The organism is Streptomyces sp. cmx-4-9 (assembly GCF_046548835.1).
In the GTDB taxonomy this organism is placed as follows: Bacteria; Actinomycetota; Actinomycetes; order Streptomycetales; family Streptomycetaceae; genus Streptomyces.
This window is the reverse complement of sequence record NZ_JAEBEE010000001.1, coordinates 184,805-208,821: the sequence shown is the minus strand read 5'-3', so window position 1 is coordinate 208,821 and position 24,017 is coordinate 184,805. Positions and strand designations below refer to the sequence as shown.

Below are 24,017 nucleotides of genomic sequence, written 5' to 3'. Positions count from 1 at the left end.
CCCGGCGCCTGCCCGCGGGCGCTAGAAGGTGATCTTCCAGCTGTTGATGTAGCCGACGTCCTGCGCGGCCCCGTCCTTGGCCCGGAGTTTCCAGACCCCGTTCGCGACCTCGCTGGAGGCGTTGACCGTGTACGTCTGCACGAGGTTGTCGGCGCTGCCGCCGGTGCGGTTGTGCAGGTTGTAGACCGTGCCGTCCGGGGCGACCAGGTCGACCACGAGGTCGCCGCGGTAGGTGTGGACGATGTTCACGTCCACCTTGGTGGTGGCCGGGGCGTTGCCCGCGACGCCCGAGACCGTGATCGACGAGGTGACGGCGGCGGCCGGGGAGTCCGGGATGGCCACGTCCGCGGTGTTCTCGAAGGACTGGCCGGGCGGCACCGGGGTGCCCGCGCCGAGGTTCCAGATCGCGTAGGCGACGGCGTCGGCGTTGCGGTCCAGCGCGGTGTCGTTGATGTTCGTCAGCGAGTCGCAGGAGGAGTGGTAGCAGCGGTCGAAGGCCTGACCGGAGGTGCCGCCCCACTTCTGGGCCTGGGCCGCCGTCTTGGTGTAGTCGGCGCCGGAGAACAGGCCGCCGACGGGGATGCCCGCGCTCTTGAACGGGGCGTGGTCGGAGCGGCCGTCGCCCTCGGTCTCGATCTCGGTGGGGATGCCGAGGCCCGCGTAGTAGTTCTTGAAGGTCTGCTCGATGGTGGGGTCGTCGTCGTAGACGAAGTAGCCCGGGTTCGGCGAGCCGATCATGTCGAAGTTCAGGTAGCCGGAGAACTTCGCCTTCTCCGCGGCCGGCAGGCTGTTGACGTAGAACTTCGACCCGATGAGGCCGAGCTCCTCGGCGCCCCACCAGCCGAAGCGCAGGTGCTTCGTGGGCTGGAGGCCGGCGCGGGAGACCGCCAGGGCCGTCTCCAGGACGGCGGCCGAGCCGGAGCCGTTGTCGTTGATGCCCGCGCCCGAGGTCACCGAGTCGAGGTGGGAGCCCGCCATCAGGACCGAGTTCGGGTCGCCGCCCGGCCAGTCGGCTATCAGGTTGTAGCCGGTGGCGCCGCTGGAGGTGAAGGTCTGCAGCGTGGTGGTGAAGCCCGCCGCGTCCAGCTTGGCCTTCACGTAGTCGATGGAGGCCTTGTAGCCGGCCCGGCCGTGGGCGCGGTTGCCGCCGTTGTTGGCGGCGATGGTGGAGAGCTGCGACAGGTGGGCCTTGACGTTGGCCAGCGGAATGTCGGGCGGTGTCGGCGCCGCGGTGACCGCCGTGGGGGCGGCGAGCGCGGCGGGAGAGGTGGCGGCGATCAGGCCGGCGACCGCGAACGCGGTCACGGCGGCAAGACGCCGGGGGACGGACAGGCTCATGGGGGGCTCCGGGATTCCGCGGGGATATGACGGAACGTGCGGGTGGCGCGGTGAGCGGTGGTGCGTCAGTGCGAGCCTGATGGTCAGCGAGGGCATGACAATTCGTCAAGACCACAATCCGGTCAGGGCGGTTCGGAAATCGGACGGACCGCGCGAGGCCCCCGGACGGAGTCCGGGGGCCGGCGGTCCCGGCCGGGGGCCGGGGGAGGGGAGCGGCGCGGTTACGCCGGCCCGCGGGCCGGCGCCGCGGCCGCCGGCGGCTCCACCGCGCCCACCGCCTCCGGAGCCCCGGCCGGCACCTGCGCCGCGGCCGCCAGCCGGGCCCGCGTACGGCGCCCCGTACGCAGGGCGTCCCAGGTCAGCAGGATGAGCGCGGCCCAGACCAGCGAGAAGCCGGCCCAGCGCTCGGGCGGCATGGCCTCGTGGAAGTAGAGGACGCCGAGAGCGAACTGGAACACCGGCGCCAGGTACTGGAGCAGCCCCAGCGTGGACAGCGGCACCCGGATCGCGGCCGCGCCGAAGCACACCAGCGGGACCGCGGTGACCAGGCCGGTGGCGGCGAGCAGGGCCGAGTGCCCGAGCCCTTCTGTGGCGAAGGTGGAGCGGCCCGCCGCACCCAGCCACAGCAGGTAGCCGAGGGCCGGCAGGAACAGCACGGCGGTCTCGGCGGCCAGCGACTCCAGGCCGCCCATGTCGAGCTTCTTCTTGATCAGCCCGTACGTGGCGAAGGAGAAGGCCAGGATCAGCGAGATCCACGGCGGACGCCCGTAGCCGACCGCGAGCACCAGCACGGCGGCGACGCTGATGCCGACGGCCGCCCACTGCGCGCGGCGCAGCCGTTCGCCGAGCACGAGCACCCCGATCGCGATGCTGACCAGCGGGTTGATGAAGTAGCCCAGGCTCGCCTCGACCACCTGCCCGTTGTTGACCGCCCAGATGTACAGGCCCCAATTCACGCTGATCACGCAGGCGGCCAGGGTGGTCAGCGCCAGCTTGCGGGGCCGGCGGAGCAGCTCTCGTATCCAGCCCCAGCGGCGCAGCGCGAGCAGGGCCAGGCCGACCACGGCCAGCGACCACACCATGCGGTGGGCGAGGATCTCGACGGCCTCGGAGGGCTTGAGGAGCGGCCAGAACAGGGGGACCAGCCCCCACATCCCGTACGCGCCGAATCCGTGGAGCAGACCCGTGCGCTGCTCGTTCTCCGCCTTCACGGGGCCTCCTGTACACAATCCGGCCAACCCGACGACGGTAGCGCCGCCGGGCCCGGATGTCATGCCCGTGAGAGGGAGATGCTCATGACACCGGGCCCGGTCCTCCGTGGAGGGGCCGGGCCCGGTGACCGCACGTGGTCAGCCGACGACGGTCCAGGTGTCGTTGCCGTGCAGGAGGGTGGCCAGGTCCCCCTTGCCGCGCTGGTCGACGGCGGTCTCCAGCTGCTCGGCCATCAGCGTGTCGTAGACGGGCCGTGCGACGTTGCGGAAGACCCCGATGGGCGTGTGGTGGAGGGTGTCGGGGTCGGCGAGCCGGGACAGCGCGAAGGCGTTGGTGGGGCTGGTCACGGTGGTGTCGTGGACCAGGACCCGCGCCTCGTTCTCCGGGGTGACGGCGACGACCTCCAGGTCGCCGGTGGCCGGATTGCGGACCACGCCCTTGGCGTTGCCGGCGCCGAAGCGGATGGGCTGCCCGTGTTCGAGGCGGATGACGGCCTCCTGGGCCAGCTCGTTGTCCTTGAGGACCTCGAAGGCGCCGTCGTTGAAGATGTTGCAGTTCTGGTAGATCTCCACGAGCGCGGTGCCCTGGTGGTCGGCGGCGGCGCGCAGGACCCCGGTGAGGTGCTTGCGGTCGGAGTCGACGGTGCGGGCGACGAAGGTGGCCTCGGCCCCGAGGGCGAGCGAGACCGGGTTGAACGGCGCGTCGAGGGAGCCCATCGGCGTGGACTTGGTGATCTTGCCGACCTCGGAGGTGGGCGAGTACTGGCCCTTGGTCAGCCCGTAGATCCGGTTGTTGAACAGCAGGATCTTGAGGTTGACGTTGCGCCGCAGGGCGTGGATGAGGTGGTTGCCGCCGATGGACAGGGCGTCGCCGTCCCCGGTGACCACCCACACCGACAGGTCGCGGCGGGAGGTGGCCAGGCCGGTGGCGATGGCGGGGGCGCGGCCGTGGATCGAGTGCATCCCGTACGTGTTCATGTAGTACGGGAAGCGGGAGGAGCAGCCGATCCCGGAGACGAAGACGATGTTCTCCTTCGCCAGCCCGAGTTCCGGCATGAAGCCCTGGACGGCGGCCAGGACGGCGTAGTCGCCGCAGCCGGGGCACCAGCGGACCTCCTGGTCCGACTTGAAGTCCTTCATCGTCTGCGGGGCGTCCGCCCTGGGCACCAGGGACAGCAGGTGGGGGACGTCGGTGACCTCAGTCATTCAGGGCCTCCTCAAGGGCCTCGGCGAGCTGCTCAGCCTTGAACGGCATGCCGTTGACCTGGTTGTACGACCGGGCGTCCACCAGGTATTTCGCGCGGATCAGGGTGGCGAGCTGGCCGAGGTTCATCTCCGGCACCACGACCTTGTCGTAGCCCCGCAGGACCTCCGCGAGGTTGCGGGGGAAGGGGTTCAGGTGGCGCAGGTGGGCCTGGGCGATGGGCCGGCCGGCCGTGCGCAGGCGGCGGACGGCCGCGGTGATGGGGCCGTAGGTGGAGCCCCAGCCGAGGACCAGGGTCCGGGCCCCGTCCGGGTCGTCGACCTCCAGGTCCGGGACCGTGATGTTGTCGATCTTGGCCTGGCGGGTGCGGACCATGAAGTCGTGGTTGGCCGGGTCGTAGGAGATGTTCCCCGTGCCGTCCTGCTTCTCGATCCCGCCGATGCGGTGCTCCAGGCCGGCGGTCCCGGGCACCGCCCAGGGCCGGGCCAGGGTCTGCGGATCGCGCTTGTAGGGCCAGAACACCTCGGTGCCGTCGGGCAGCGTGTGGTTGGGGCCCTCGGCGAACTGCACCGTCAGGTCCGGGAGGTCGGCGACGTCGGGGATCCGCCAGGGTTCGGAGCCGTTGGCGAGGTAGCCGTCGGAGAGCAGGAACACCGGGGTCCGGTAGGCCAGCGCGATCCGGGCCGCCTCCAGCGCCGCGTCGAAGCAGTCCGCCGGGGTCCGGGGGGCCACGATCGGGACCGGGGCCTCGCCGTTGCGCCCGAACATGGCCTGCAGGAGGTCGGCCTGCTCGGTCTTGGTCGGCAGGCCGGTCGACGGGCCGCCCCGCTGGATGTCCACGATCAGCAGCGGCAGCTCCAGCGACACCGCGAGGCCGATGGTCTCGGACTTCAGCGCCACACCCGGCCCCGAGGTCGTCGTCACCGCCAGCGCCCCGCCGAACGCCGCCCCGAGGGCCGCGCCGATCCCGGCGATCTCGTCCTCGGCCTGGAAGGTCCGTACGCCGAAGTTCTTGTGCCGGCTCAGCTCGTGCAGGATGTCCGAGGCCGGGGTGATCGGGTACGAGCCCAGGTACAGCGGCAGGTCCGCCTGCCGGCCCGCCGCGATCAGCCCGTACGACAGGGCCAGGTTCCCCGAGATGTTGCGGTAGGTGCCCGTCGGGAAGGCCTTGCTCGCGGGGGCGACCTCGTAGGAGACCGCGAAGTCCTCCGTCGTCTCCCCGAAGTTCCAGCCCGCCCGGAAGGCCGCGATGTTCGCCTCGGCGATCTGCGGCTTCTTCGCGAACTTCTGCCGCAGGAAGCCCTCCGTGCCCTCCGTGGGTCTGTGGTACATCCACGACAGGAGCCCCAGCGCGAACATGTTCTTGCTGCGCTCGGCCTCCTTGCGGGGGAGCCCGAAGTCCTTCAGCGCCTCCAGCGTGAGCGTGGTCAGCGGCACCGGGTGCAGGTTGTAGGCGTCCAGCGAGCCGTCCTCCAGCGGGGAGGTGGCGTAGCCGACCTTGGCCATCGGGCGCTTGGTGAACTCGTCGGTGTTGACGATGATCTCCGCGCCGCGCGGCACGTCCGCGATGTTCGCCTTCAGGGCGGCCGGGTTCATGGCGACCAGCACGTTCGGCGCGTCGCCCGGGGTGAGGATGTCGTGGTCGGCGAAGTGCAGCTGGAACGACGAGACGCCGGGCAGGGTCCCGGCAGGGGCCCGGATCTCGGCGGGGAAGTTCGGCAGCGTCGACAGGTCGTTGCCGAACGACGCCGTTTCCGAGGTGAACCGGTCACCGGTGAGCTGCATGCCGTCACCCGAGTCACCCGCGAAGCGGATGATCACACGGTCGAGACGGCGGACTTCCTTGGCGCCCGGGCCCGCCGGGATGCGCTGTCCACCGACAACCGCACCCCCGGCCCCGTCGGCCTGTTCGGCTGGGCTGCTGACCTGGCTGGTCACTGAACTGGACCTCCCTCGAGGCGTGGCCCCCCACGACCCACCCTACGTCCGTAGCGATCAGGTCAAAGGGGTCGACCACATTCTGGACCGTCGGACCGCCCATTGAGACGATCCGACCGGTATGCCACGTGCCATAGCTGACAGAGTGTCAGTCGATCATGATTTCAGATAGGTGAGAACGGCCAGAACACGCCGGTGATCCCCGTCACTGGGTGACAGGCCGAGCTTCATGAAGATGTTGCTGACGTGCTTCTCCACGGCCCCGTCGCTCACCACGAGCTGCTTGGCCACGGCGGAATTGGTGCGTCCTTCGGCCATCAGGCCCAGCACCTCGCGCTCCCGGGGCGTCAGCCCCGCCAGCACGTCCTGCTTCCGGCTGCGCCCGAGCAGCTGTGCGACGACCTCGGGGTCCAGGGCGGTGCCGCCCCGGGCCACGCGGACCACGGCGTCCAGGAATTCCCGTACGTCGGCCACCCGGTCCTTGAGCAGGTACCCTACTCCGGTGCTGGAACCCGCCAGCAGTTCCGTGGCGTACTGCTCCTCCACGTACTGCGACAGGACCAGCACCCCCATTCCCGGATGCTCGCGGCGCAGCCGTACGGCGGCCCGTACGCCCTCGTCCGTGTGGGTCGGCGGCATCCGTACGTCGGCCACCACCACATCGGGCAGGGCGTCCTCCGCCGCCAGCTCCGCCACCGTCTTGATCAGGGCTTCCGCGTCCCCGACGCCGGCCACGACGTCATGCCCCCGGTCGGTCAGCAACCGGGTCAGGCCCTCGCGCAGCAGCACTGAATCCTCGGCGATGACCACCCGCACCCTGTCTTCCACGATCCAGCAGCTCCCGCGTCCGTTCGTTCCCGCCCCACCTGACTCAGGCAAGCATCCCAGCCTCAAGGCCGGATCAAGGCAGAGCCGGGACAACGCGTGGGCGCGGGCCGGGAGTTTTCGGCCAGGCGGCGGCCGCGGGACGGGCGCGCCGCGGCCCCAGAGCCGGGCCCGCAGGGCTCGGGGCGGGGCTCGGGGCGGGGCTCGGGGCGGGGTTCGGGGCCGGGCTCAGGGCCGGGGCTCAGGGCCGGGCTCGGGGCGGGGCTCCGGGCCGGGGCTCAGGCCGGGGTGCGGGCCCGTGACGTTGGGCCCGCACCCGCGGGTCACGGGCGCCAGGGGAGCTCGGCCGTCGCCGTGGTCCCGCCGCCGGACGGGGAGTCGACGACCAGCACCCCGTCCACCGCGTCCAGCCGCCCGGTCAGCCCCGCCAGCCCCGACCCGCCCCGCGGGTCCGCGCCGCCCCGGCCGTCGTCCGCGACCTGGATCAGCAGCCGCGCCCCGGCCGTCCACACGTCCACCGTGGCCGAACGGGCCCGCGCATGCCGGCTCACGTTCTGCAGCAGCTCGCAGACGGTGAAGTACGCGATCCCCTCGATCGCGGGGGCCGGGCGCGCCGGCAGGTCCACCGACACCGTGACCGGCACCGCGCACCGCGAGGCCACCGAGGACAGCGCCGCGTCCAGGCCCCGGTCCGTCAGCACCGCCGGATGGATCCCGCGGGCCAGGTCGCGCAGCTCCTGCAGGGCGACCTTCACCTCGCCGTGCGCCTCGTCCACCAACCGCGCGGCCGCCCCCGGATCCCCGGCGAGCTGCTCCTTCGCCATCCCCAGGTCGATGGCCAGGGCCGCCAGCCGCGCCTGCGCCCCGTCGTGCAGGTCCCGCTCGATGCGCCGCAGGTCCGCGGCGGCCGTGTCCACGACCACGCCCCGGTCGGACTCCAGCTCGCTGACGCGGCTGTCCAGCCGCGAGGGCCCGAGCAGCCCGCCCACCAGCACCCGGTCCACGGTCGTCAGGGCCCGCAGCACCCACGGGGTGGCGAGCGTGAGCGCCAGCCCGACCAGGCAGGTCAGGGCGATCTCCGCGGGCGAGTCGAGGAAGAAGGTGCGGTCGCCGTCCTGGAAGAGCTGCAGACCGGGCTGGTCGGTCCAGGCGGGGAAGACCCAGAACCAGACCGGGTACAGCAGGGCCGCCCACCCGTACGCCCAGAACGTCAGCGCCACGCAGAAGCCGAACACCGCCCACGGGAAGTGGATGACGGCGTACAGGGCGTGCCGCCAGGCGCTCCCGCTCTTGAGCAGCGCCCCCATGGCGGCCAGGGCGCCGCTCTTCGCGGCCCGCACCGGCGCCGGACCGGCCACCTCCGCGCCGAGCAGGACCCGCACCCGGGCCCGCTCCAGGTGCCCGAACCCGCGGCACATCATCAGGACGCCCGCCAGGACCGGGATCCCGAGGAAGGTGACGAGCAGCCCCGCGCCCAGGCTCACGCCGGTGACGGCCAGGCAGAAGCAGAGGGTGCTGAGCGGCAGCCCGAGAAGCAGGAACCCCAGCTCCCGCCAGGTCCGCCCGGCGACGGGCGCCCGCAGTACCGCGCCGATCCCCCCGCCCGTGCCCGCGCCGTCGTCCATCGTCCCCACCCGTCCTCTCGTCATCGTGTACCCCTCCACCCTGGCGGCCCGCCCTCCGCCGGACCATGCGGTGGGTGGGCCTGTCCGCCGGGGGGTTAACCCCACCCCCGCCCCGCCCGGCCGGGCCCCGCCGCCCCCGCCGCGCCCCGCGGGACCACCCGCGCCCGGACGCGCCGGCGGGGCCCCCGCCCACCCGGACGAAGGCCCCGCCGACCGGCAGCCCGGCACCCGGGCCCCCGTCGGTCCCGATCGGTCCGCTCAGCCCCGTCCGGCCTCCGCGGGCACGCGCGCACGCCACGGCAGCTCCGCCGTGACCACGGTCCCGGCGCCCTCGGGGGAGTCCAGGACGAACACCCCGTCCACCGCACCCAGCCGCTCCGCCAGACCGGCCATCCCCGAGCCGCCCGACATCCGCGCGCCTCCGCGCCCGTCGTCCGACACCCGGATCAGCAGCCGCGCCCCCGAACGCCACACCTCCACGCCCGCACTGCGCGCCCGGGCGTGCTTGCTGACGTTCTGCAGGAGTTCCGACACCACGAAGTACGCGATCCCCTCGATCGCCTCCGCCGGCCGCGCCGGCAGGTCCACCGACACCGTGACCGGCACCACGCACCGCGAGGCCACCGAGGACAGCGCCGCGTCCAGGCCCCGGTCCGTCAGCACCGCCGGATGGATCCCGCGGGCCAGGTCGCGCAGCTCCTGCAAGGCCAGCTTCACCTCGCCGTGCGCCTCGTCGACCATCGCCGCCGCGCCCTCCGGGTCCTCCAGCAGCTTCTCCTTCGCCAGGCCCAGCCCCATCGCCAGGGCCACCAGCCGCGCCTGCGCCCCGTCGTGCAGATCCCGCTCGATGCGCCGCAGGTCCGCCGCCGCGGTGTCGACCACCGTGCCCCGGTCGGACTCCAGCTCGGCGATCCGCCGCTCCAGCTCGTCCGAGGGCGACAGCAGCCCCCGCACCATCGCGCGGTCCACGTTCGCCAGGCCCCGCACCACGTACGGCAGCACCGGCCACAGCACGAACAGCCCGGTCAGCGCGACGGTGAAGGTCAGCACCCCCCACGGCAGCCGGATCAGGGCGTACAGCACGGCCCGCCAGCCGACGGGGTCCTTGATGCTCGTCCACAGCCAGGGGAAGAACCCGCCGGCCCGCCGCGGCCCTGGCAGCGCGGTCGGCTCCTCCACCCGGACCCCGAGCAGCGCCCGGGCCCGCGCCCGTTCCAGCCGGCCCCACTGCCGGGAGAGGAAGAGCCCGCAGGCGAGCAGCGGAAGACCGACGGCGGTCACCGACAGGCCGCCCGCGGTGGACACCATGACGACGGCGAAGACGAATCCGGCGACCCCCGCCGGCAGATTGGCCGACAGGTGGGCGATCTCCTTCCACGTCGCGGCACCGAAGACGGCGCGTACGGGAGGAGGCTGGTCCTCGTAGGGGAGGTCACGGCTCGTGGTCATGGGCCACAGCCTGTCAAGCGCGACCCGCGCTTGCCATGGGGTGGCCGGGGTGCTGTGAACGGGGGATAACCCCACCCCGTGGGAGGCAGGCCCTAGACTCCCGTGCGTAACAGATCGTCGACAGTGGCCAAGGAGCGAGGAACGGACGTGTCCGACCCAACGGTAGCGACCGTAACCGTGCTCGCGGCCGACTATTTCCGGAGTTATTCGGTCGTCGGCCTGCTGGCCGTCCTCGGTGTGCTCTTCGTGGCGGTGGCCTTCGGGGCCGGCCGCCTGCTGCGCCCCGTCGTGCCGACCCCCGAGAAGCTGCTGACGTACGAATGCGGCGTGGACCCGGTGGGCGAGGGCTGGGCCCACACCCAGGTCCGCTACTACGTCTACGCCTTCCTCTACGTCATCTTCGCCGTCGACTCGATCTTCCTGTTCCCGTGGGCGACGGTGTTCGCCGCCGCCGGTTACGGCGCCACGACGCTGGTGGAGATGTTCATCTTCCTGGGCTTCCTGGCCGTCGGCCTGCTCTATGCGTACAAGAAGGGCGTCCTCGAATGGACGTGACACCGGCCGAGTCCCCGCTCCTCCCGGAGCCCAAGCGCCTCGGCGTGCTCTCCCGCCTCGCACCGGAACCGATGAAGGTGGTCCTGAACTGGGGCCGCCGGTACAGCCTGTGGGTCTTCAACTTCGGCCTCGCCTGCTGCGCCATCGAGTTCATCGCCGCCTCGATGGCCCGGCACGACTTCATCCGCCTCGGCGTCATCCCCTTCGCGCCGGGCCCGCGGCAGGCCGACCTCATGATCGTCTCGGGGACGGTCACGGACAAGATGGCCCCCGCCGTGAAGCGGCTCTACGAGCAGATGCCGGAGCCGAAGTACGTCATCTCCTTCGGCGCCTGCTCCAACTGCGGCGGCCCGTACTGGGACTCGTACGCGGTGACGAAGGGCGTCGACCAGATCATCCCCGTCGACGTCTACGTCCCCGGCTGCCCGCCCCGCCCCGAAGCGCTGCTCCAGGGCATCCTCAAGCTCCAGGAGAAGATCGCTCGGGAATCCCTCGCGGACCGCTACGCGAACGCCCCGACGGTCGCGCAGCTCACCAGCGGCCTGGTCACCCCTCCGCCGACGCCCGGGAGCGGTACGTGAACCTCTACGACTCCCTCCCCGACGCGGCGGCGACGGTCTTCGGCGCCGAGGCCGTCGCGGACGCCTCGTACGACGTCCTCACGGTGGACGTGCCCGTCGGCTCCTGGATCCCGGCGCTGGAGATCGCCCGGGACAAGCTCGGCTGCACGTACTTCGACTGGCTGAGCGCGGTGGACGAGCCGGGCACCGGCTTCCGGATCTGCGCACACGTCGTCTCGCTGGAGAACCACCGGGTACGCCGGCTGCTGCTGCGCACGACCGTCCCGCACTCCGCCCCCGCCCTGCCGTCCGCCGTCGCGGTGTACGCGGGAGCCGAGTGGCACGAGCGCGAGACCTTCGAGATGTTCGGCGTGGTCTTCACCGACCACCCGAACCTCGTCCCGCTGCTCCTCCCGGAGAACTTCGAGGGGCACCCGCTGCGCAAGGACTTCGTCCTGGCCGCGCGGGTCGCCAAGGCCTGGCCCGGGGCGAAGGAGCCCGGTGAGGCCCACGACCCGGACGCGCCCAAGCGCCGCCAGATGCTGCCGCCGGGCGTTCCCGACCCCAACGACTGGGGCCCGATGAAGGGCCAGCTCCCGCCCGCCCCGGCCCGCCCGGCCCGTACACCCCGCGCGGCCGGAGCCGCGGGCGCGGCAGCCCGCCGCCCCCGCCCGGACGCCGCCCCCGGCACCGAGGCCCCGGCGCGGCCGCCGCGCCGTGCCCGCTCGGTGTCGGAGGGCTCGGCGAGCCAGGCCGCACCCCCGGCCGCCCCGCCGGCCCCGGACACCGGGGCCCCGGACACCGGGGCCCCGGACACCGGGGCCCCGGCGCCGCAGACCTCCGAGCGCCCGGCCCCGCGCAGCCCCGACGCCCCCTGGCACACCCCGAAGCCCGCCTTCGAGGAACCCCCGGCGAAGCCGGAGGCAGCGGCCGGGCCCGACGCCGTACCGCCGGCCAAGCCGGAGCCCGCGGGCGAGACGGCAGGCGACGAGAAGACCCGTGACACCGGAGGCGACGCGTGAACGAGGTCCTCGACGTCGCCCTGCGGCTCGTCATCGTCTTCGCCGTCTTCCTCGTGCTCCCCCTCGTCGTCGGGCAGACCGAGCACAAGGTGATGGCGCACATGCAGGGCCGCCTCGGCCCCATGTACGCGGGCGGCTTCCACGGCTGGGCCCAGCTCGTCGCCGACGGCGTGAAGTTCGCGCAGAAGGAGGACATCGTCCCGGCGGGCGCCGACCGGCGGATCTTCCAGCTCGCCCCCGCCGTCGCCCTGCTGCCGTACCTCCTCGTCCTCGTCGCCGTCCCCGTCGGCCCCGGCGAAGGCGCGGTCGGCCAGGTCGTCGACGCCGGACTGTTCTTCGTCCTCGCCGTCATGGGCGTCGGAGTCCTCGGCTCCCTCATGGCCGGCTGGGCCTCCGCGAACAAGTTCTCCCTGCTCGGAGGCCTGCGTACGGCCGCCCAGCTCCTCGCGTACGAGCTGCCCATGCTGCTCGCCGCGGCCTCCGTGGCCATGGCCGCCGGCACCGTCTCCCTCCCCGGCATCGTCGACGCCTTCCAGTGGTGGTGGCTGCCCTGGCAGATCACCGGCGCGCTCGTCTTCTTCATCGCCGGCCTCGCCGAACTCCAACGGCCCCCGTTCGACATGCCCGTCGCCGACTCCGAGATCATCTTCGGCGCGTACACCGAGTACACGGGCCTGCGCTTCGCGCTGTTCCTGCTCGCCGAGTACGCCGGCATCGTCGTGCTGTGCGGCCTCACCACCGTCCTGTTCCTCGGCGGCTGGCACGGCCCCCTCGGCGCCGACGGCCTCGGCTGGGTCTGGACCCTGCTCAAGACCGCCGTCCTCGCCTTCCTCGTGATCTGGCTCCGCGTGAGCTACCCGCGCCTGCGCGAGGACCAGCTCCAGAAGCTCGCCTGGACCGTACTCATCCCGCTCGCGCTCGCCCAGATCGCGCTCACCGGCATCGTGAAGGTGGCGATCAACTGATGCCCATCCCCGGATCCGGCCTCGCCAAGGGCCTGGCGGTGACCCTGCGCACGATGACCAAGCGCGCACACACCGCCCAGTACCCCGAGGCCCAGCCCGAACTGCCGCCCCGCTCCCGCGGGGTCATCGGCCTGTTCGAGGAGAACTGCACGGTCTGCATGCTGTGCGCCCGCGAGTGCCCCGACTGGTGCATCTACATCGACTCCCACAAGGAGACGGTCCCGGCCTCCACCCCCGGCGGCCGCGAGCGCAGCCGCAACGTCCTCGACCGCTTCGCCATCGACTTCTCCCTGTGCATGTACTGCGGCATCTGCATCGAGGTGTGCCCCTTCGACGCCCTGTTCTGGTCGCCGGAGTTCGAGTACGCGGAGACCGACATCCACGAGCTGACCCACGAGCGCGACAAGCTCCGCGAGTGGATGTGGACCGTCCCCGCCCCGCCCGCCCTGGACCCGGCCGCCGAGGAGCCCAAGGAAGTCGCCGCCGCCCGCAAGGCGGTGGAGAAGGCCGAAGCCGCCGCAGCCGCCGCCGCGGCAGCCGCCGACAGCCCCGCGGCAGCCGGAACGGCCACCGAACCGCCGGCCACCGAACCGCCGGCCGCCGCGAACCCGGAGGCAGACGCGTGACCCCCGCCGCCGTCCTGGCCGCAGCCGCCGCCACCGGGCCCGGATTCCTGTCCCCGACCGGCGTCGAGATCGCCTTCGTCCTCGTCGGCCTCGCCACCCTCGGCGCGGCCCTCGTCACCGTCACCACCCGGCAGCTGGTGCACGCCGCCCTGTGGCTGGTCGTCGCCCTCGGCGGCATCGCCGTCGAGTACCTGCTGCTCACCGCCGAGTTCATCGCCTGGGTCCAGGTACTGATCTACCTCGGTTCCGTGGTCGTCCTCCTGCTCTTCGGGCTGATGCTCACCAAGGCCCCCATCGGCCGCTCCCCGGACGCCGACTCCGGCAACCGCCCGGTCGCCCTCGGGGTCGCCGTGACCGCCGCCGCCGCCCTCGTCTGGGTCGTCGCCGACGCCTTCCGCACCACCTGGATCGACCTCGACGGACCCGTCCAGGGCTCCACCAAGGTCTCCGGCGAGATCCTCTTCCAGCACTGGGTGCTGCCCTTCGAGGCCCTCTCCGTCCTCCTCCTCGCCGCCCTCATCGGCGCCATCGTGCTGTCCCGCCGGACCGGTCCGAACGACGCCGACACCACGGCCACCCCCGCCGACACCGCGGCCACCCCCGCCGACACCCGCGACAAGGGGCAGCGCTGATGCACCTCGCCTACCCCGCCGTGCTCGCGGCGCTCCTCTTCTGCACGGGCCTGTACGGAGTCCTCGCCCGCCGCAACGCCATCCTGGTCCTGATGTCCGTCGAGCTGATGCTCAACGCCGTCAACCTCAACCTGGTGGCCTTCGACGTGTGGCTGCGCGACGCCCTGCACGCAGGGCAGGCCCTCACCCTCTTCACCATCGCCATCGCCGCCGCCGAAATCGGCATCGGCCTCGCGATCGTGCTGATGGTGTACCGCAACCGGGGCAGCTCCGACGTCGACCGGCTCCGGGACACCGCCGAAGGCCACGAACCCGCGTCCACCCCGCCGAACACGCCGAACACGCAGAGCGAGGCCGCCGCGTGAGCACCCCGACCCTCGCCGTCCTCGTCCCCCTCCTGCCCTTCCTGGGCGCGGTGGCCGGACTGCTCCTCGGCCGCAGCGCCCCCGGCTTCGTCCGGCCGCTCGCCGTGCTCCCCGCGCTCGGCGCCGCCGTCCTGGCCGTGCTCGTCGCGATCCGCCAGGGCGGCGGCGCGGCCATCGACACCGCCACCGAGCTGACCCCGACGGGCTCCGTGCCCATCGAGCTCTCGCTCCACCTGGACGGCTTCGCCGTGCTGACGGCCGTGCTGGTCGCCGTCGTCTCCACCTGCGTGCAGCTGTACTCGACCGCCTACCTCCGCGAGGACCCGCGCTACCCCTCGTACGCGGCCCTCGTCTCCCTGTTCACCTCCGCCATGCTCCTCGTCGTCTACTCCGGCGACCTGATGGTGCTGCTGGTCGGCTGGGAGGTCATGGGCATCTGCTCGTACTTCCTGGTCGGCCACTACTGGGAGACCGAAGCGGCCCGCTCCGCCTCCCTCAAAGCCTTCCTCGTCACCAAGCTCGGCGACGTCCCCTTCCTGATCGGCCTGTTCGCGCTCGCCGCCGACGCCGGCTCCTTCCGGATCACCGAGATCCTGGGCACCGTCGCCGCCGGCGGACTCGGCCACCCCACCCTGGTCGCCCTGCTCCTGCTGGCCGGCGTCGCGGGCAAGTCCGCACAGTTCCCGCTGCACACCTGGCTCCCCGACGCCATGGCGGGCCCCACCCCGGTGTCCGCGCTGATCCACGCCGCGACGATGGTCGCCGCCGGCGTGTACTTCATCGCCCGCCTCCTGCCGGTCTTCGCCGCCTCCCGGGCCGCCCTCGTGGTCATGGCCGCCATGGCCGCCGTCACCATGGTCGGCTCGGCCCTCGCCGCCCTGGCCCAGGACGACATCAAGCGCGTCCTCGCCTACTCCACGATCGGCCAGCTCGGCTACATGACCGGCTCGCTGGCCGTCGGCGACCGCAGCGCCGCCGTCTTCCACCTCCTGTCCCACGGCGCCTTCAAGGCGCTCCTCTTCCTCGGCGCCGGCGTGATCATCCACGCCGCCGGGACGAACTCCCTGGCCGCCATGTCCCGCATGGACGGCCTGGCCAAGCGCATCCCCGACGCCTTCTGGACGATGACGCTCGCGCTGCTCGCCCTCGCCGCGATCCCGCCCTTCGCCGGTTTCTTCTCCAAGGAAGCCGTCCTCGTCGCCGCCGAGCAGACCGCCACCGGCCACTCGGACCTCGCCCCCGGCGCCGCCGGCTGGCTGGTGCTGACCGCCGGCGTGCTCACCGCCCTCCTCACCGCCGCCTACGCCGCCCGCCTGTGGCTGATGGCCTTCCGCGGCCGGGGCGCCCCCGCCCCCGACCACGGCCGGGAACCCCTGGCCATGACCGGCGTGCTGTGGCTCCTCGCGGTCCCCACCGTCGCTTTCGGCCTCGCCGCCGGCCCCCTCGCCGACTGGTTCGACGGCCGCGCCCTCACCCCGACCCTGACCACCTCGCTCCTCGGCGTCGGCGCCGCGCTCCTCGGCGCTCTGCTGACGTACGGCCTCTGGCAGCGCGCCACCGCCCAGGCCGCGACGGCCCCCGCCGCGACCGGCCCCGCCGCCGCAGCCGCCGCGGCCCAGCCCGCCGCCGTCGCCGCCGAGGTGTCCGCCGCCACCGCCGCCGCGGAGTCCGCAGCCGAAACCCCCGAGGTCGCCGAGGTCACCACCGGGCACCCCGCCGTCCCCGCCGGCCCCGCCGCGGACCCCGGCCCCGCCCTCCTCGGCCCGCTCCACCGCCACGCCGCCGACGGCTTCCACCTGGACGCCCTCTACGACCGGCTGTTCGTCCGCCCCGTCCGCGCCGCAGCCGGCCTCGTCCGCTTCCTCGACCGCGAAGTCGTCGACGCCTACGTCCGCGGCGCGGGCATCGGCCCCCGGCTGCTCGGCGGCCTCGTACGCCGCGCCCAGACCGGCAACGTGCAGAGCTACCTGAGCGCCCTGCTCGCCGGCGCCGTGGTCCTGGCGATCGCCACCGCCGTCCTCGCCAACGTCAACGCCGGATCGTGAGCCGTGAGTCAGCCGTGATTGATATCAGCCCGTCCGTGATGCAGTTCCTCCTGGCGTTCGTCGTGGCCGCACCGCTCCTCGGCGCCGCCGCGGCCCTGCTGCCGCCGCCGCCCGGCCTGAAGGGCCGCAGTCCCGAACAGGCCGTACTGCGCCACGGGGTGACCGTGACCGGAGTCGTCCTCGCCGCGGCCGTCGCCCTCGCCGTGGGCTTCGACCACGACGCCCCGTCCCGGTTCCAGGCGACGACGGACATCAGCTGGATCCCGGCGCTGGACGTCCGCATCCACCTCGGCATCGACGGCATCTCGCTCCCCCTGCTCCTGATGACCGCGCTGCTGTTCTTCCTCTGCGCGCTCTACAGCTACTTCAAGCTGCCCGCCGGACCCTCCCCGAAGGCCTTCGTCGCCCTGCTGCTCGTCCTGGAGTCCGGCACCCTCGCGACCTTCGCCGTCCTCGACCTGCTGCTGTTCTTCCTCGCCTTCGAGATGGTCCTCATCCCGATGTACTTCCTCATCGCCCGCTGGGGCGGCGCCCAAAGGCAGGCCGCCGCCTGGAAGTTCATCCTCTACACCCTCCTCGGCTCCGTCGTCATGCTGCTCGGCCTGCTGCTCATCGGCCTGGACGGCGGCACCTTCGACATGGTGGCCCTCGCCTCCGACGGCGGCCGCGGACTGTCCCACACCACCCAGGTCCTGGCCGTCCTCGCCATCGGCCTCGGCCTCGCCGTGAAGACCCCGATGTGGCCGCTGCACAGCTGGCTGCCCGACGCCCACACCGCCGCGCCCACCGTCGGATCCGTCCTGCTGGCCGGCGTCCTGCTCAAGATGGGCACGTACGGGTTCGTCCGCATCCTGCTCCCCGTCACCCCCGGCGGCATGCACACCTTCGCCCCGTACCTGGGCGCCTTCGCGGCCGTCGGCATCATCTACGGGTCCCTCGCCTGCCTCGCCCTGGCCCGCAAGGGCAGCAAGGGCGACCTCAAGCGCCTCATCGCCTACTCCTCCGTCGGCCACATGGGCTTCGTGCTCCTCGGCATCGCCTCGATGACCCCCACCGGGGTCAACGGCGCACTCTTCGCCAACATCGCCCACGGCCTGATCACCGGCCTCCTCTTCTTCCTCGTCGGGGCCCTCAAGGACCGCTACGGGACCGCCGACCTCGACACCCTCGCCGGAGCCACCGGCGCCGCCCTCTACGGCCGCGCCCCCCGCCTCGGCGCCCTCCTGGCCTTCGCCGCGGTCGCCTCCCTCGGACTGCCCGGCCTGGCCGGGTTCTGGGGCGAGATGCTGGCCCTGTTCGGCTCCTTCGACCCCGCCGAAGGCCTGTCCCGGCCCGCGTTCCTCACCTACACGGCCGTCGGCGCCTTCGGCACCCTGCTCACCGCCGCCTACCTCCTGATCGTCGTGCGGCGCATCTGCATGGGCGACCCGAAGGCCGGCCCCGAGCTCACCGTCGCCGACGTCCAGCGCTACGAGTTCGCCGCCTGGACCCCGCTCGCCGCCCTCACCGTCCTCGCCGGCCTGTGGCCCGCGGTCCTCCTCGGCCTCACCGACCCGGCCGTCCAGAAGCTCCTCGCAGGAGGCAACGCATGACGGCCCTCGCGGTCCTCGCCGCCGAGACCCCCAGCCTCGTCCAGTCCGTCGACTGGCTCGCCCTCGCGCCCGTGGTCCTCACCGCCGCCGTCGGCCTGCTCGTCCTGGTCGCCGACCTCTTCCTGCCCGAGCACCGCAAACCCGTCCTCGGCTGGATCTCCGTCGCCGGCCTCGCCGCCGCGACCGCCCTGCTCCTGCCGCTGCGCGCCGGCGACCGCGCCACCTTCTGCCTCACCACCGACCCGGCCGCCTGCAGCTACACCGCCGACCACTTCGCGCTCCTCGTCCAGTTCCTGGTCCTCGCCGGTGCGCTCGTCACCGCCCTGCTGTCGGTCACCGCCGTCCGCGACGCCCGGTTGCCCGCCGGCGAGTTCTGGTTCCTGCTGCTGTCCTCCGCCGCCGGCGCAGCCCTGCTGCCCGCCTCCCGCGACCTCGCCACCCTGATCGTCGCCCTCGAAGTGGCCTCGCTGCCGGCCTTCGCCCTCGTCGGCCTGCGCCGCGGCGACCGGCTCTCCTCCGAAGCCGCCCTCAAGTTCTTCCTGTCCTCCGTCACCGCCACCGCCGTGTCGCTGATGGGCGTCAGCTTCGTTTACGCCGCCACCGGCTCCCTGCACCTCGGCCAGGTCGCCGACCGCCTCGAAACCGTCCCCGGGCAGCTCGACACCCTCGCCGTGGCCGGGGTCGCCCTCACCCTCGTCGGCTTCGCCTTCAAAACCGCGGCCGTCCCCTTCCACTTCTGGGTCCCCGACACCTACGTCGGCGCGCCCCTGCCCATCGCCGGCTACCTCTCGGTGATCGGCAAGGCCGTCGGCTTCACGGGCCTCATCCTCGTCACCGTGCTCGCCTTCCCCGCGTACTCCGACGTCTGGGGACCCGCGCTGGCCGTCCTCGCCGCCCTCACCATGACCCTGGGCAACGCCGCCGCCCTGCGCCAGTCCGCCGACCGGCCGAACGGCGCCGTACGGCTCCTCGCCTGGTCCTCGGTCGGCCAGGCCGGCTACCTCCTCGTCCCGATCGCCGCCGCCGCGTACGCCGACCGGGACCAGATCGGCTCCACCGTCGCCTACGCCCTCATGTACGCCGCGGTGAACCTCGGCGCCTTCTCCGTGGCCGCCCTGGTCGCCCGCACGAAGCCGCTCCACCGGCTCGCCGACTACCGCGGCCTGTACGCCGAGCGCCCCCTCGCCGCCCTCGCGCTGGCGTTCTTCCTGCTCTGCCTGGCCGGCCTGCCGCCCGGCATCATCGGCCTCTTCGCCAAGGTCACCGTCTTCCGCTCCGCCGTGGACGCCGGCCTGGGCTGGCTCGCCGTGGTCATGGCCGTGAACGTCGTCGTCGCCCTCTACTACTACCTGCGGTGGACCGCGCTGCTCTTCCGCACCCCGGAGCCCGCGGACGCTCCCGCCGCGGCCCGCACGACGACCCCCTTGCCCGTCACCGCCGCCATCGCGCTCACCGCCGCCGCGGCGCTCGTCCTGTCCGGCGCCCCGCAGCTGGTCCTGCGCTTCGCGACGGGCAGCCTCTTCCCGCTGTAGCCGCAGACCGCCCGCAACCCTCACCCGTACGGAGTAACGCCCGCCGCCGCCCCCCGCCCCCGGCCGCCGGGGCGGCGGCCCCGCCGCGCCCTGGGAACCTGACGCCCCCACCTCGCGTTGACCAGGAAGGGAGCGTCCACTGGACCGTAGACCCGCAGATCCACCGATCCTGGACGGGGTCCCCCTGCCGCACCACTAGGAGGGCGTACCGTGCACCGCCGGCACAACGGGCTCAAGACCGCCGTACTCCTCGGCGGCCTGTCCGCACTCATCATCGTCATCGGCAGCTTCTTCGGACGGACCGGCCTGATCGTCGCCGTCCTCATCGCCCTCGGGACGAACGCGTACGCGTACTGGAACAGCGACAAGCTGGCGCTGCGTGCCATGCGCGCCCGCCCCGTCAGCGAATTCGAAGCCCCCGAGCTGTACCGCATCGTGCGCGAGCTCTCCACGTCCGCGCGCCAGCCCATGCCCCGGCTCTACATCTCGCCCACCGAAGCGCCCAACGCCTTCGCCACCGGCCGCAACCCGCGCAACGCCGCCGTCTGCTGCACCGAGGGCATCCTGCGCATCCTCGACGAACGGGAACTGCGCGGGGTCATCGGCCATGAGCTGAGCCACGTCTACAACCGGGACATCCTGATCTCGTCGGTCGCCGGAGCCCTCGCCTCGGTGATCATGTTCCTGGTGAACTTCGCCTGGCTGATCCCGGTCGGCCGCTCGAACGACGACGAAGGCCCCGGCCTCTTCGGCATGCTGCTCATCATGATCCTCGGCCCGCTGGCCGCCTCCGTGATCCAGCTCGCCATCAGCCGCTCCCGCGAGTACGAGGCCGACGCCTCCGGGGCCCAGCTCACCGGGGACCCGCTCGCCCTGGCCAGCGCCCTGCGCAAACTCGACGCGGGCACCAAGCAGCTGCCCCTGCCCCCGGAACCCCGGCTGGAGACGGCGAGCCACATGATGATCGCCAACCCCTTCCGCCCCGGCCAGGGGCTGTCCAGGATGTTCTCGACCCACCCCCCGATGGCCGAGCGCATCGCCCGGCTCGAACAGATGGCAGGCCGCCGACCGTGAAGACCGTACTGAACGTCATCTGGCTCGTCCTCAGCGGCATCTGGCTGTTCCTGGGCTACTGCCTCGCGGGCCTGATCCTCTGCATCACCATCATCGGCATCCCCTTCGGGATCGCCGCCTTCCGCATCGCGGTCTACGCCCTCTGGCCGTTCGGCTACACCGCGGTCGAGCGCCGGGACGCGGGCGCGGGCTCCTTCATCGGCAACGTCCTGTGGCTGATCCTCGCGGGGTGGTGGCTGGCCCTCGGCCACATCGTCACCGGGATCGCCCTCTGCGTCACGATCATCGGCATCCCGTTCGGCATCGCCAACTTCAAGATGGTCCCGCTGTCCCTGCTGCCGCTGGGCCGCGAGATCGTCCCCACGGACGCGCCCTTCGCCTCCCGCTGACCCGGGAACACCGCAAAGCCGCCGGGCCGGACGGGCCGGCGGCGCCCCCGCCACCGGCCGGCTACCGCGCCCGGTCCAGCCGGGCCGCCGCGTCCGCCGCCGCGTCGTAGGCGCCCGCACGGGCCTGGTCGGCATCACCCTCCACCGGCGCGTACCGGACCGCGACCACCACATTGCTCCGGCGGAAATGGACCTCGGTGGTGAACCGGCCCCCGGCGGGATACCGGGGCCGTACGAATGCCTCGTCGCCGAAGTCCGACAGGTCCGCGGCCATCGGCCCCGCCTTCCCCATCGGCTCGGCCTTCGTCCGCCGGAAGTGGTCCCGCGCCTCGTCCACCGTCATCCGGGTCACCTGCACCTGCAGTACCGGCTGCGCGTCGGCCCGCAGACCGGCGCCGCCCCAACTGCAGGACGACAGCGACTCGACCGCCTCCGTCCGACCGCCCAGCAGCCGGTCCGCCGTCCCCGCCGACACGAGCGGGCAGGGCCGCGGAGCCGAGGCGAACTCGCCCTGCTGCGCCCGGCCCTGGTACCACCACACGCCGAGAGCGGCGGCCACGGCGACGACCATGACGGCGAAGACGGCCACGACGGCGGACCCGCGCCTCGGGCGGGGAGCGGAGATCATGGCGGCAGCGTACTGGGCGCCCGCGCGCCTGCCCAGGTCAGCGACCTGGCCGCAGCCAGGGTGCACGGACCCGCCCGAGCCGTCGCCCTGCCACGCCGGAGCCGATGGCCTCCACCCCGTCCACGGACGACTGACCGGACGACTGAACGGACGTCAGTCCGCCCGCCGGCACGCGTACCTGCGGACGGGGTCCGACGACGGCTGCCGCGGGGGGAGGCGGGCCCGGACCCGGCGCCCTGGGCGGCTTCAGGACCCGGAGCTGCGCCGCCCCCGTACCCGTACCCGTGCCCGTACCCCGTACAGGGCGGCCCCCGCCGCCAGCACCGCCGCCCCCGCGCCCGCCGCGGCCAGGGGCAGCGCACACGCCAGCACCACACAGCCGCACAGCCCGGCCGCCGCCACGACCCGGCCCTTGAGCGCCGGGCCGAGGGTCCACGCGGAAGCGTTCGCGATCGCGTAGTACACGAGCACCCCGAAGGACGAGAAGCCGATCGCGCCCCGCAGATCGGCCGTGGCCGCGAGCACCGCCACCACCGCACCCACCGCCAGTTCGGCATGGTGCGGCACCTGCCGCCGCGGATGGACAGCCGCCAGCGCCCGCGGCAGATGCCCGTCCCGCGCCATCGCCAGCACCGTCCGCGAGACACCCAGCACCAGCGCGAGCAGCGAACCCAGCGCGGCCAAAGCCGCCCCCGCCCGGACGACCGGGGCCAACCCGGGCCGCCCCGCCGCCCGCACCGCATCCACCAGCGGCGCCGACGACCCCGCCAGCCCGTCCGCCCCCAGCACCGACAGCGCCGCCACCGCCACGGCGGCGTACACCAGCAGCGCGATCCCCAGCGCAAGCGGCACCGCCCGCGGGATCGTCCGCTCCGGGTCGCGCACCTCCTCGCCCAGCGTGGTGATCCGCGCGTAGCCCGCGAAGGCGAAGAACAGCAGAGCAGCACCCTGGAGCAGCCCGCCGGCACCCCCGCCCGGACCGCCGAGCCGCCCCACCGCGGCCGCGTCGGACGACAGGCAGGCGACCACCACCGCGGCCAGCACCGCCAGCACCGCCGCCACGATCACCCGGGCGGTCCGCGCGGACTTCTGCACCCCGCCGAAACCGGCGGCGGTCAGCGCCACCACCGCCGCCACGGCCACCGCGTGCTGCTGCCCTGGCCACAGGTACGCGCCGACCGTCAGAGCCATCGCCGCGCACGAAGCCGTCTTGCCGATCACGAAACCCCAGCCCGCGAGATGGCCCCAGAAGGGCCCCAGCCGCTCACGGCCGTACACGTAGGTGCCGCCCGCCCGACGACGGATGGCGGGCCGCGAGCCGCGCCGAGGAGTGCGCATTGCAGTACGCCACCGCCGCCGCCACAGCCAGAGCCGCCGCCAGCGCGCCGCCCGCCGCCCGGGCCGCCGGGGCGAGCGCGGCGAAAATACCCGCGCCCACCATCGCGCCGAGCCCGACGACGACCGCGTCGGACACCCCCAGGGTGCGCCTCAGCCCACCCGCCCCACCCGCTGCGTCCTGCACCCCAGGAGGGTAGACGCCCCGGTGCGGAGACCGCACTGGATGACGCCCTCGTGACCGGGCGCCCGCATCCGCGCGCGCTCCCAGCCCCCGATGGCGGTCAGGCGGGCGTGGTCGAGAGGGCGCAGCCGCTCAGGTCCCACCGCACCGGCTGCCGGTGCGGCAGCGCGTCCAAGGCGTCCAGGGCGTCCGACAGCTTCGGCTTCGGCAGCCGCAGGAAACGCGCGTTCCCCACGACCCGGACGCACGCCGCGGCCCGGCGGTCGGTGACGACCGCCGGGCCGGCGTGCGGACGGACCGGGAGACCCGGGTCAGCGGTAGTTCACGAACTGGATCGCGAAGTCCAGGTCCTTGCCCTTGAGCAGTGCCTGGATGGCCTGGAGGTCGTCGCGGCTCTTGGAGCTCACCCGCAGCTCCTCGCCCTGGACCTGCGCCTTGACGCCCTTGGGGCCCTCATCGCGGATGATCTTCGCGACCTTCTTGGCGTTCTCCTGGGAGATGCCCTCCTCGATCGTCGCGAAGATCTTGTACTCCTTGCCGGACAGCTGCGGCTCGCCGGCGTCGAGCGCCTTCAGCGAGATCCCGCGCTTCACCAGCTTGGTCTCGAACACGTCGAGGACCGCCTTGACGCGCTCCTCGGAGTTCGCCTCCATCAGGATCTTCTCGCCGGACCAGGCGATCGTGGCGCCCGTGCCCTTGAAGTCGTAACGCTGCGAGAGCTCCTTCGCGGCCTGGTTGAGGGCGTTGTCGACCTCCTGCCGCTCGACCTTCGAGACGATGTCGAAACTGGAGTCGGCCATGTGCTGTGGCTCCTTGAAGTCGGTGGTGAAACCCCCGGGGGGCGCGGCCGGACGGGCCCGGACCGCTCCGCAAAGCCTAGCCACCGCGCCCGCCCGCGGTGCTGATCAATCCGGTGGCGAAGC

The 24,017-nt window shown here is 73.0% G+C and carries 22 protein-coding genes and 1 pseudogene; 12 read left to right on the top strand and 11 right to left on the bottom strand.

What is annotated here, in order from left to right; translation table 11 throughout:
- Nucleotides 1–21 precede the first annotated feature (21 nt).
- The 7 genes from ACLJTM_RS01025 to ACLJTM_RS00995 all read right to left on the bottom strand — a co-directional run bounded on the left by ACLJTM_RS01025 (nucleotide 22) and on the right by ACLJTM_RS00995 (nucleotide 9,590).
- Nucleotides 22–1,338: a M28 family metallopeptidase gene (locus ACLJTM_RS01025; protein ID WP_411101405.1), complete on the bottom strand. Its 1,317-nt coding sequence runs from the start codon at nucleotides 1,336–1,338 to the stop codon at nucleotides 22–24.
- Between the two features lie 221 nt (nucleotides 1,339–1,559).
- Complete coding sequence (gene rarD, locus ACLJTM_RS01020) at nucleotides 1,560–2,549, bottom strand: EamA family transporter RarD (RefSeq protein ID WP_411101404.1); 990 nt, start codon at nucleotides 2,547–2,549, stop codon at nucleotides 1,560–1,562.
- A gap of 138 nt (nucleotides 2,550–2,687) precedes the next feature.
- Nucleotides 2,688–3,755, bottom strand: coding sequence for a 2-oxoacid:ferredoxin oxidoreductase subunit beta (locus ACLJTM_RS01015; RefSeq protein WP_411101403.1), 1,068 nt, complete (start codon nucleotides 3,753–3,755; stop codon nucleotides 2,688–2,690).
- On the bottom strand, nucleotides 3,748–5,691 hold the full coding sequence (locus ACLJTM_RS01010; RefSeq protein WP_411101402.1) for a 2-oxoacid:acceptor oxidoreductase subunit alpha: 1,944 nt from the start codon (nucleotides 5,689–5,691) through the stop codon (nucleotides 3,748–3,750). Before ACLJTM_RS01010 ends, ACLJTM_RS01015 begins: the two co-directional genes overlap by 8 nt.
- A gap of 156 nt (nucleotides 5,692–5,847) precedes the next feature.
- Nucleotides 5,848–6,519: a response regulator transcription factor gene (locus ACLJTM_RS01005; protein WP_411101401.1), complete on the bottom strand. Its 672-nt coding sequence runs from the start codon at nucleotides 6,517–6,519 to the stop codon at nucleotides 5,848–5,850.
- Nucleotides 6,520–6,839: 320 nt separating this feature from the next.
- On the bottom strand, nucleotides 6,840–8,165 hold the full coding sequence (locus ACLJTM_RS01000; protein WP_411101400.1) for a sensor histidine kinase: 1,326 nt from the start codon (nucleotides 8,163–8,165) through the stop codon (nucleotides 6,840–6,842).
- Between the two features lie 234 nt (nucleotides 8,166–8,399).
- Nucleotides 8,400–9,590: a sensor histidine kinase gene (locus tag ACLJTM_RS00995; protein WP_411101399.1), complete on the bottom strand. Its 1,191-nt coding sequence runs from the start codon at nucleotides 9,588–9,590 to the stop codon at nucleotides 8,400–8,402.
- 147 nt (nucleotides 9,591–9,737) lie between these two features.
- Between ACLJTM_RS00995 and ACLJTM_RS00990 the strand changes: the two genes are divergently transcribed.
- The 12 genes from ACLJTM_RS00990 to ACLJTM_RS00935 all read left to right on the top strand — a co-directional run bounded on the left by ACLJTM_RS00990 (nucleotide 9,738) and on the right by ACLJTM_RS00935 (nucleotide 20,947).
- On the top strand, nucleotides 9,738–10,145 hold the full coding sequence (locus ACLJTM_RS00990; RefSeq protein WP_411101398.1) for an NADH-quinone oxidoreductase subunit A: 408 nt from the start codon (nucleotides 9,738–9,740) through the stop codon (nucleotides 10,143–10,145).
- Nucleotides 10,136–10,726, top strand: a complete 591-nt coding sequence (locus ACLJTM_RS00985; protein WP_411101397.1) for an NADH-quinone oxidoreductase subunit B — start codon at nucleotides 10,136–10,138, stop codon at nucleotides 10,724–10,726. Before ACLJTM_RS00990 ends, ACLJTM_RS00985 begins: the two co-directional genes overlap by 10 nt.
- A complete protein-coding gene (locus ACLJTM_RS00980; RefSeq protein ID WP_411101396.1) occupies nucleotides 10,723–11,727 on the top strand; it encodes an NADH-quinone oxidoreductase subunit C in 1,005 nt (334 codons plus the stop codon). Before ACLJTM_RS00985 ends, ACLJTM_RS00980 begins: the two co-directional genes overlap by 4 nt.
- On the top strand, nucleotides 11,724–12,692 hold the full coding sequence (locus tag ACLJTM_RS00975) for a complex I subunit 1/NuoH family protein (RefSeq protein WP_411101395.1): 969 nt from the start codon (nucleotides 11,724–11,726) through the stop codon (nucleotides 12,690–12,692). Before ACLJTM_RS00980 ends, ACLJTM_RS00975 begins: the two co-directional genes overlap by 4 nt.
- Nucleotides 12,689–13,318, top strand: a complete 630-nt coding sequence (locus tag ACLJTM_RS00970; protein ID WP_411102235.1) for a NuoI/complex I 23 kDa subunit family protein — start codon at nucleotides 12,689–12,691, stop codon at nucleotides 13,316–13,318. Before ACLJTM_RS00975 ends, ACLJTM_RS00970 begins: the two co-directional genes overlap by 4 nt.
- On the top strand, nucleotides 13,315–13,950 hold the full coding sequence (locus ACLJTM_RS00965) for an NADH-quinone oxidoreductase subunit J (protein ID WP_411101394.1): 636 nt from the start codon (nucleotides 13,315–13,317) through the stop codon (nucleotides 13,948–13,950). The genes ACLJTM_RS00970 and ACLJTM_RS00965 overlap by 4 nt, the downstream gene beginning before the upstream one ends.
- Nucleotides 13,950–14,315, top strand: coding sequence for an NADH-quinone oxidoreductase subunit NuoK (gene nuoK / locus ACLJTM_RS00960; RefSeq protein ID WP_411101393.1), 366 nt, complete (start codon nucleotides 13,950–13,952; stop codon nucleotides 14,313–14,315). Before ACLJTM_RS00965 ends, nuoK begins: the two co-directional genes overlap by 1 nt.
- Nucleotides 14,312–16,360 carry an NADH-quinone oxidoreductase subunit L gene (locus tag ACLJTM_RS00955; RefSeq protein ID WP_411101392.1) on the top strand — a complete coding sequence of 683 codons (2,049 nt, stop codon included), beginning with the start codon at nucleotides 14,312–14,314 and terminating at the stop codon, nucleotides 16,358–16,360. The genes nuoK and ACLJTM_RS00955 overlap by 4 nt, the downstream gene beginning before the upstream one ends.
- Before the next feature lie 38 nt (nucleotides 16,361–16,398).
- Complete coding sequence (locus ACLJTM_RS00950; protein ID WP_411102234.1) at nucleotides 16,399–17,952, top strand: complex I subunit 4 family protein; 1,554 nt, start codon at nucleotides 16,399–16,401, stop codon at nucleotides 17,950–17,952.
- Nucleotides 17,949–19,484 (top strand): NADH-quinone oxidoreductase subunit N, encoded by a 1,536-nt coding sequence (locus ACLJTM_RS00945; protein ID WP_411101391.1) that lies wholly within the window; start codon nucleotides 17,949–17,951, stop codon nucleotides 19,482–19,484. The genes ACLJTM_RS00950 and ACLJTM_RS00945 overlap by 4 nt, the downstream gene beginning before the upstream one ends.
- 210 nt (nucleotides 19,485–19,694) lie before the next feature.
- Entirely contained in the window at nucleotides 19,695–20,558 is an 864-nt protein-coding gene (htpX, locus tag ACLJTM_RS00940; protein WP_411101390.1) for a zinc metalloprotease HtpX, read from the top strand.
- Nucleotides 20,555–20,947, top strand: a complete 393-nt coding sequence (locus tag ACLJTM_RS00935; RefSeq protein ID WP_411101389.1) for a YccF domain-containing protein — start codon at nucleotides 20,555–20,557, stop codon at nucleotides 20,945–20,947. The genes htpX and ACLJTM_RS00935 overlap by 4 nt, the downstream gene beginning before the upstream one ends.
- 61 nt (nucleotides 20,948–21,008) lie before the next feature.
- Here ACLJTM_RS00935 and ACLJTM_RS00930 read toward each other — a convergent pair whose 3' ends face one another.
- The 4 genes and pseudogenes from ACLJTM_RS00930 to ACLJTM_RS00915 form a co-directional block, all read right to left on the bottom strand.
- Nucleotides 21,009–21,575, bottom strand: a complete 567-nt coding sequence (locus ACLJTM_RS00930; RefSeq protein WP_411101388.1) for a hypothetical protein — start codon at nucleotides 21,573–21,575, stop codon at nucleotides 21,009–21,011.
- Nucleotides 21,576–21,821: 246 nt separating this feature from the next.
- A pseudogene (locus tag ACLJTM_RS00925) lies at nucleotides 21,822–23,097 on the bottom strand (APC family permease).
- Nucleotides 23,098–23,194: 97 nt separating this feature from the next.
- The gene (locus ACLJTM_RS00920) at nucleotides 23,195–23,329 is read right to left on the bottom strand and encodes a hypothetical protein (RefSeq protein WP_411101387.1); all 135 of its coding nucleotides are present in this window, start codon (nucleotides 23,327–23,329) and stop codon (nucleotides 23,195–23,197) included.
- Nucleotides 23,330–23,405: 76 nt separating this feature from the next.
- Nucleotides 23,406–23,894, bottom strand: coding sequence for a YajQ family cyclic di-GMP-binding protein (locus tag ACLJTM_RS00915; RefSeq protein ID WP_031146023.1), 489 nt, complete (start codon nucleotides 23,892–23,894; stop codon nucleotides 23,406–23,408).
- Between the last annotated feature and the right edge of the window lie 123 nt (nucleotides 23,895–24,017).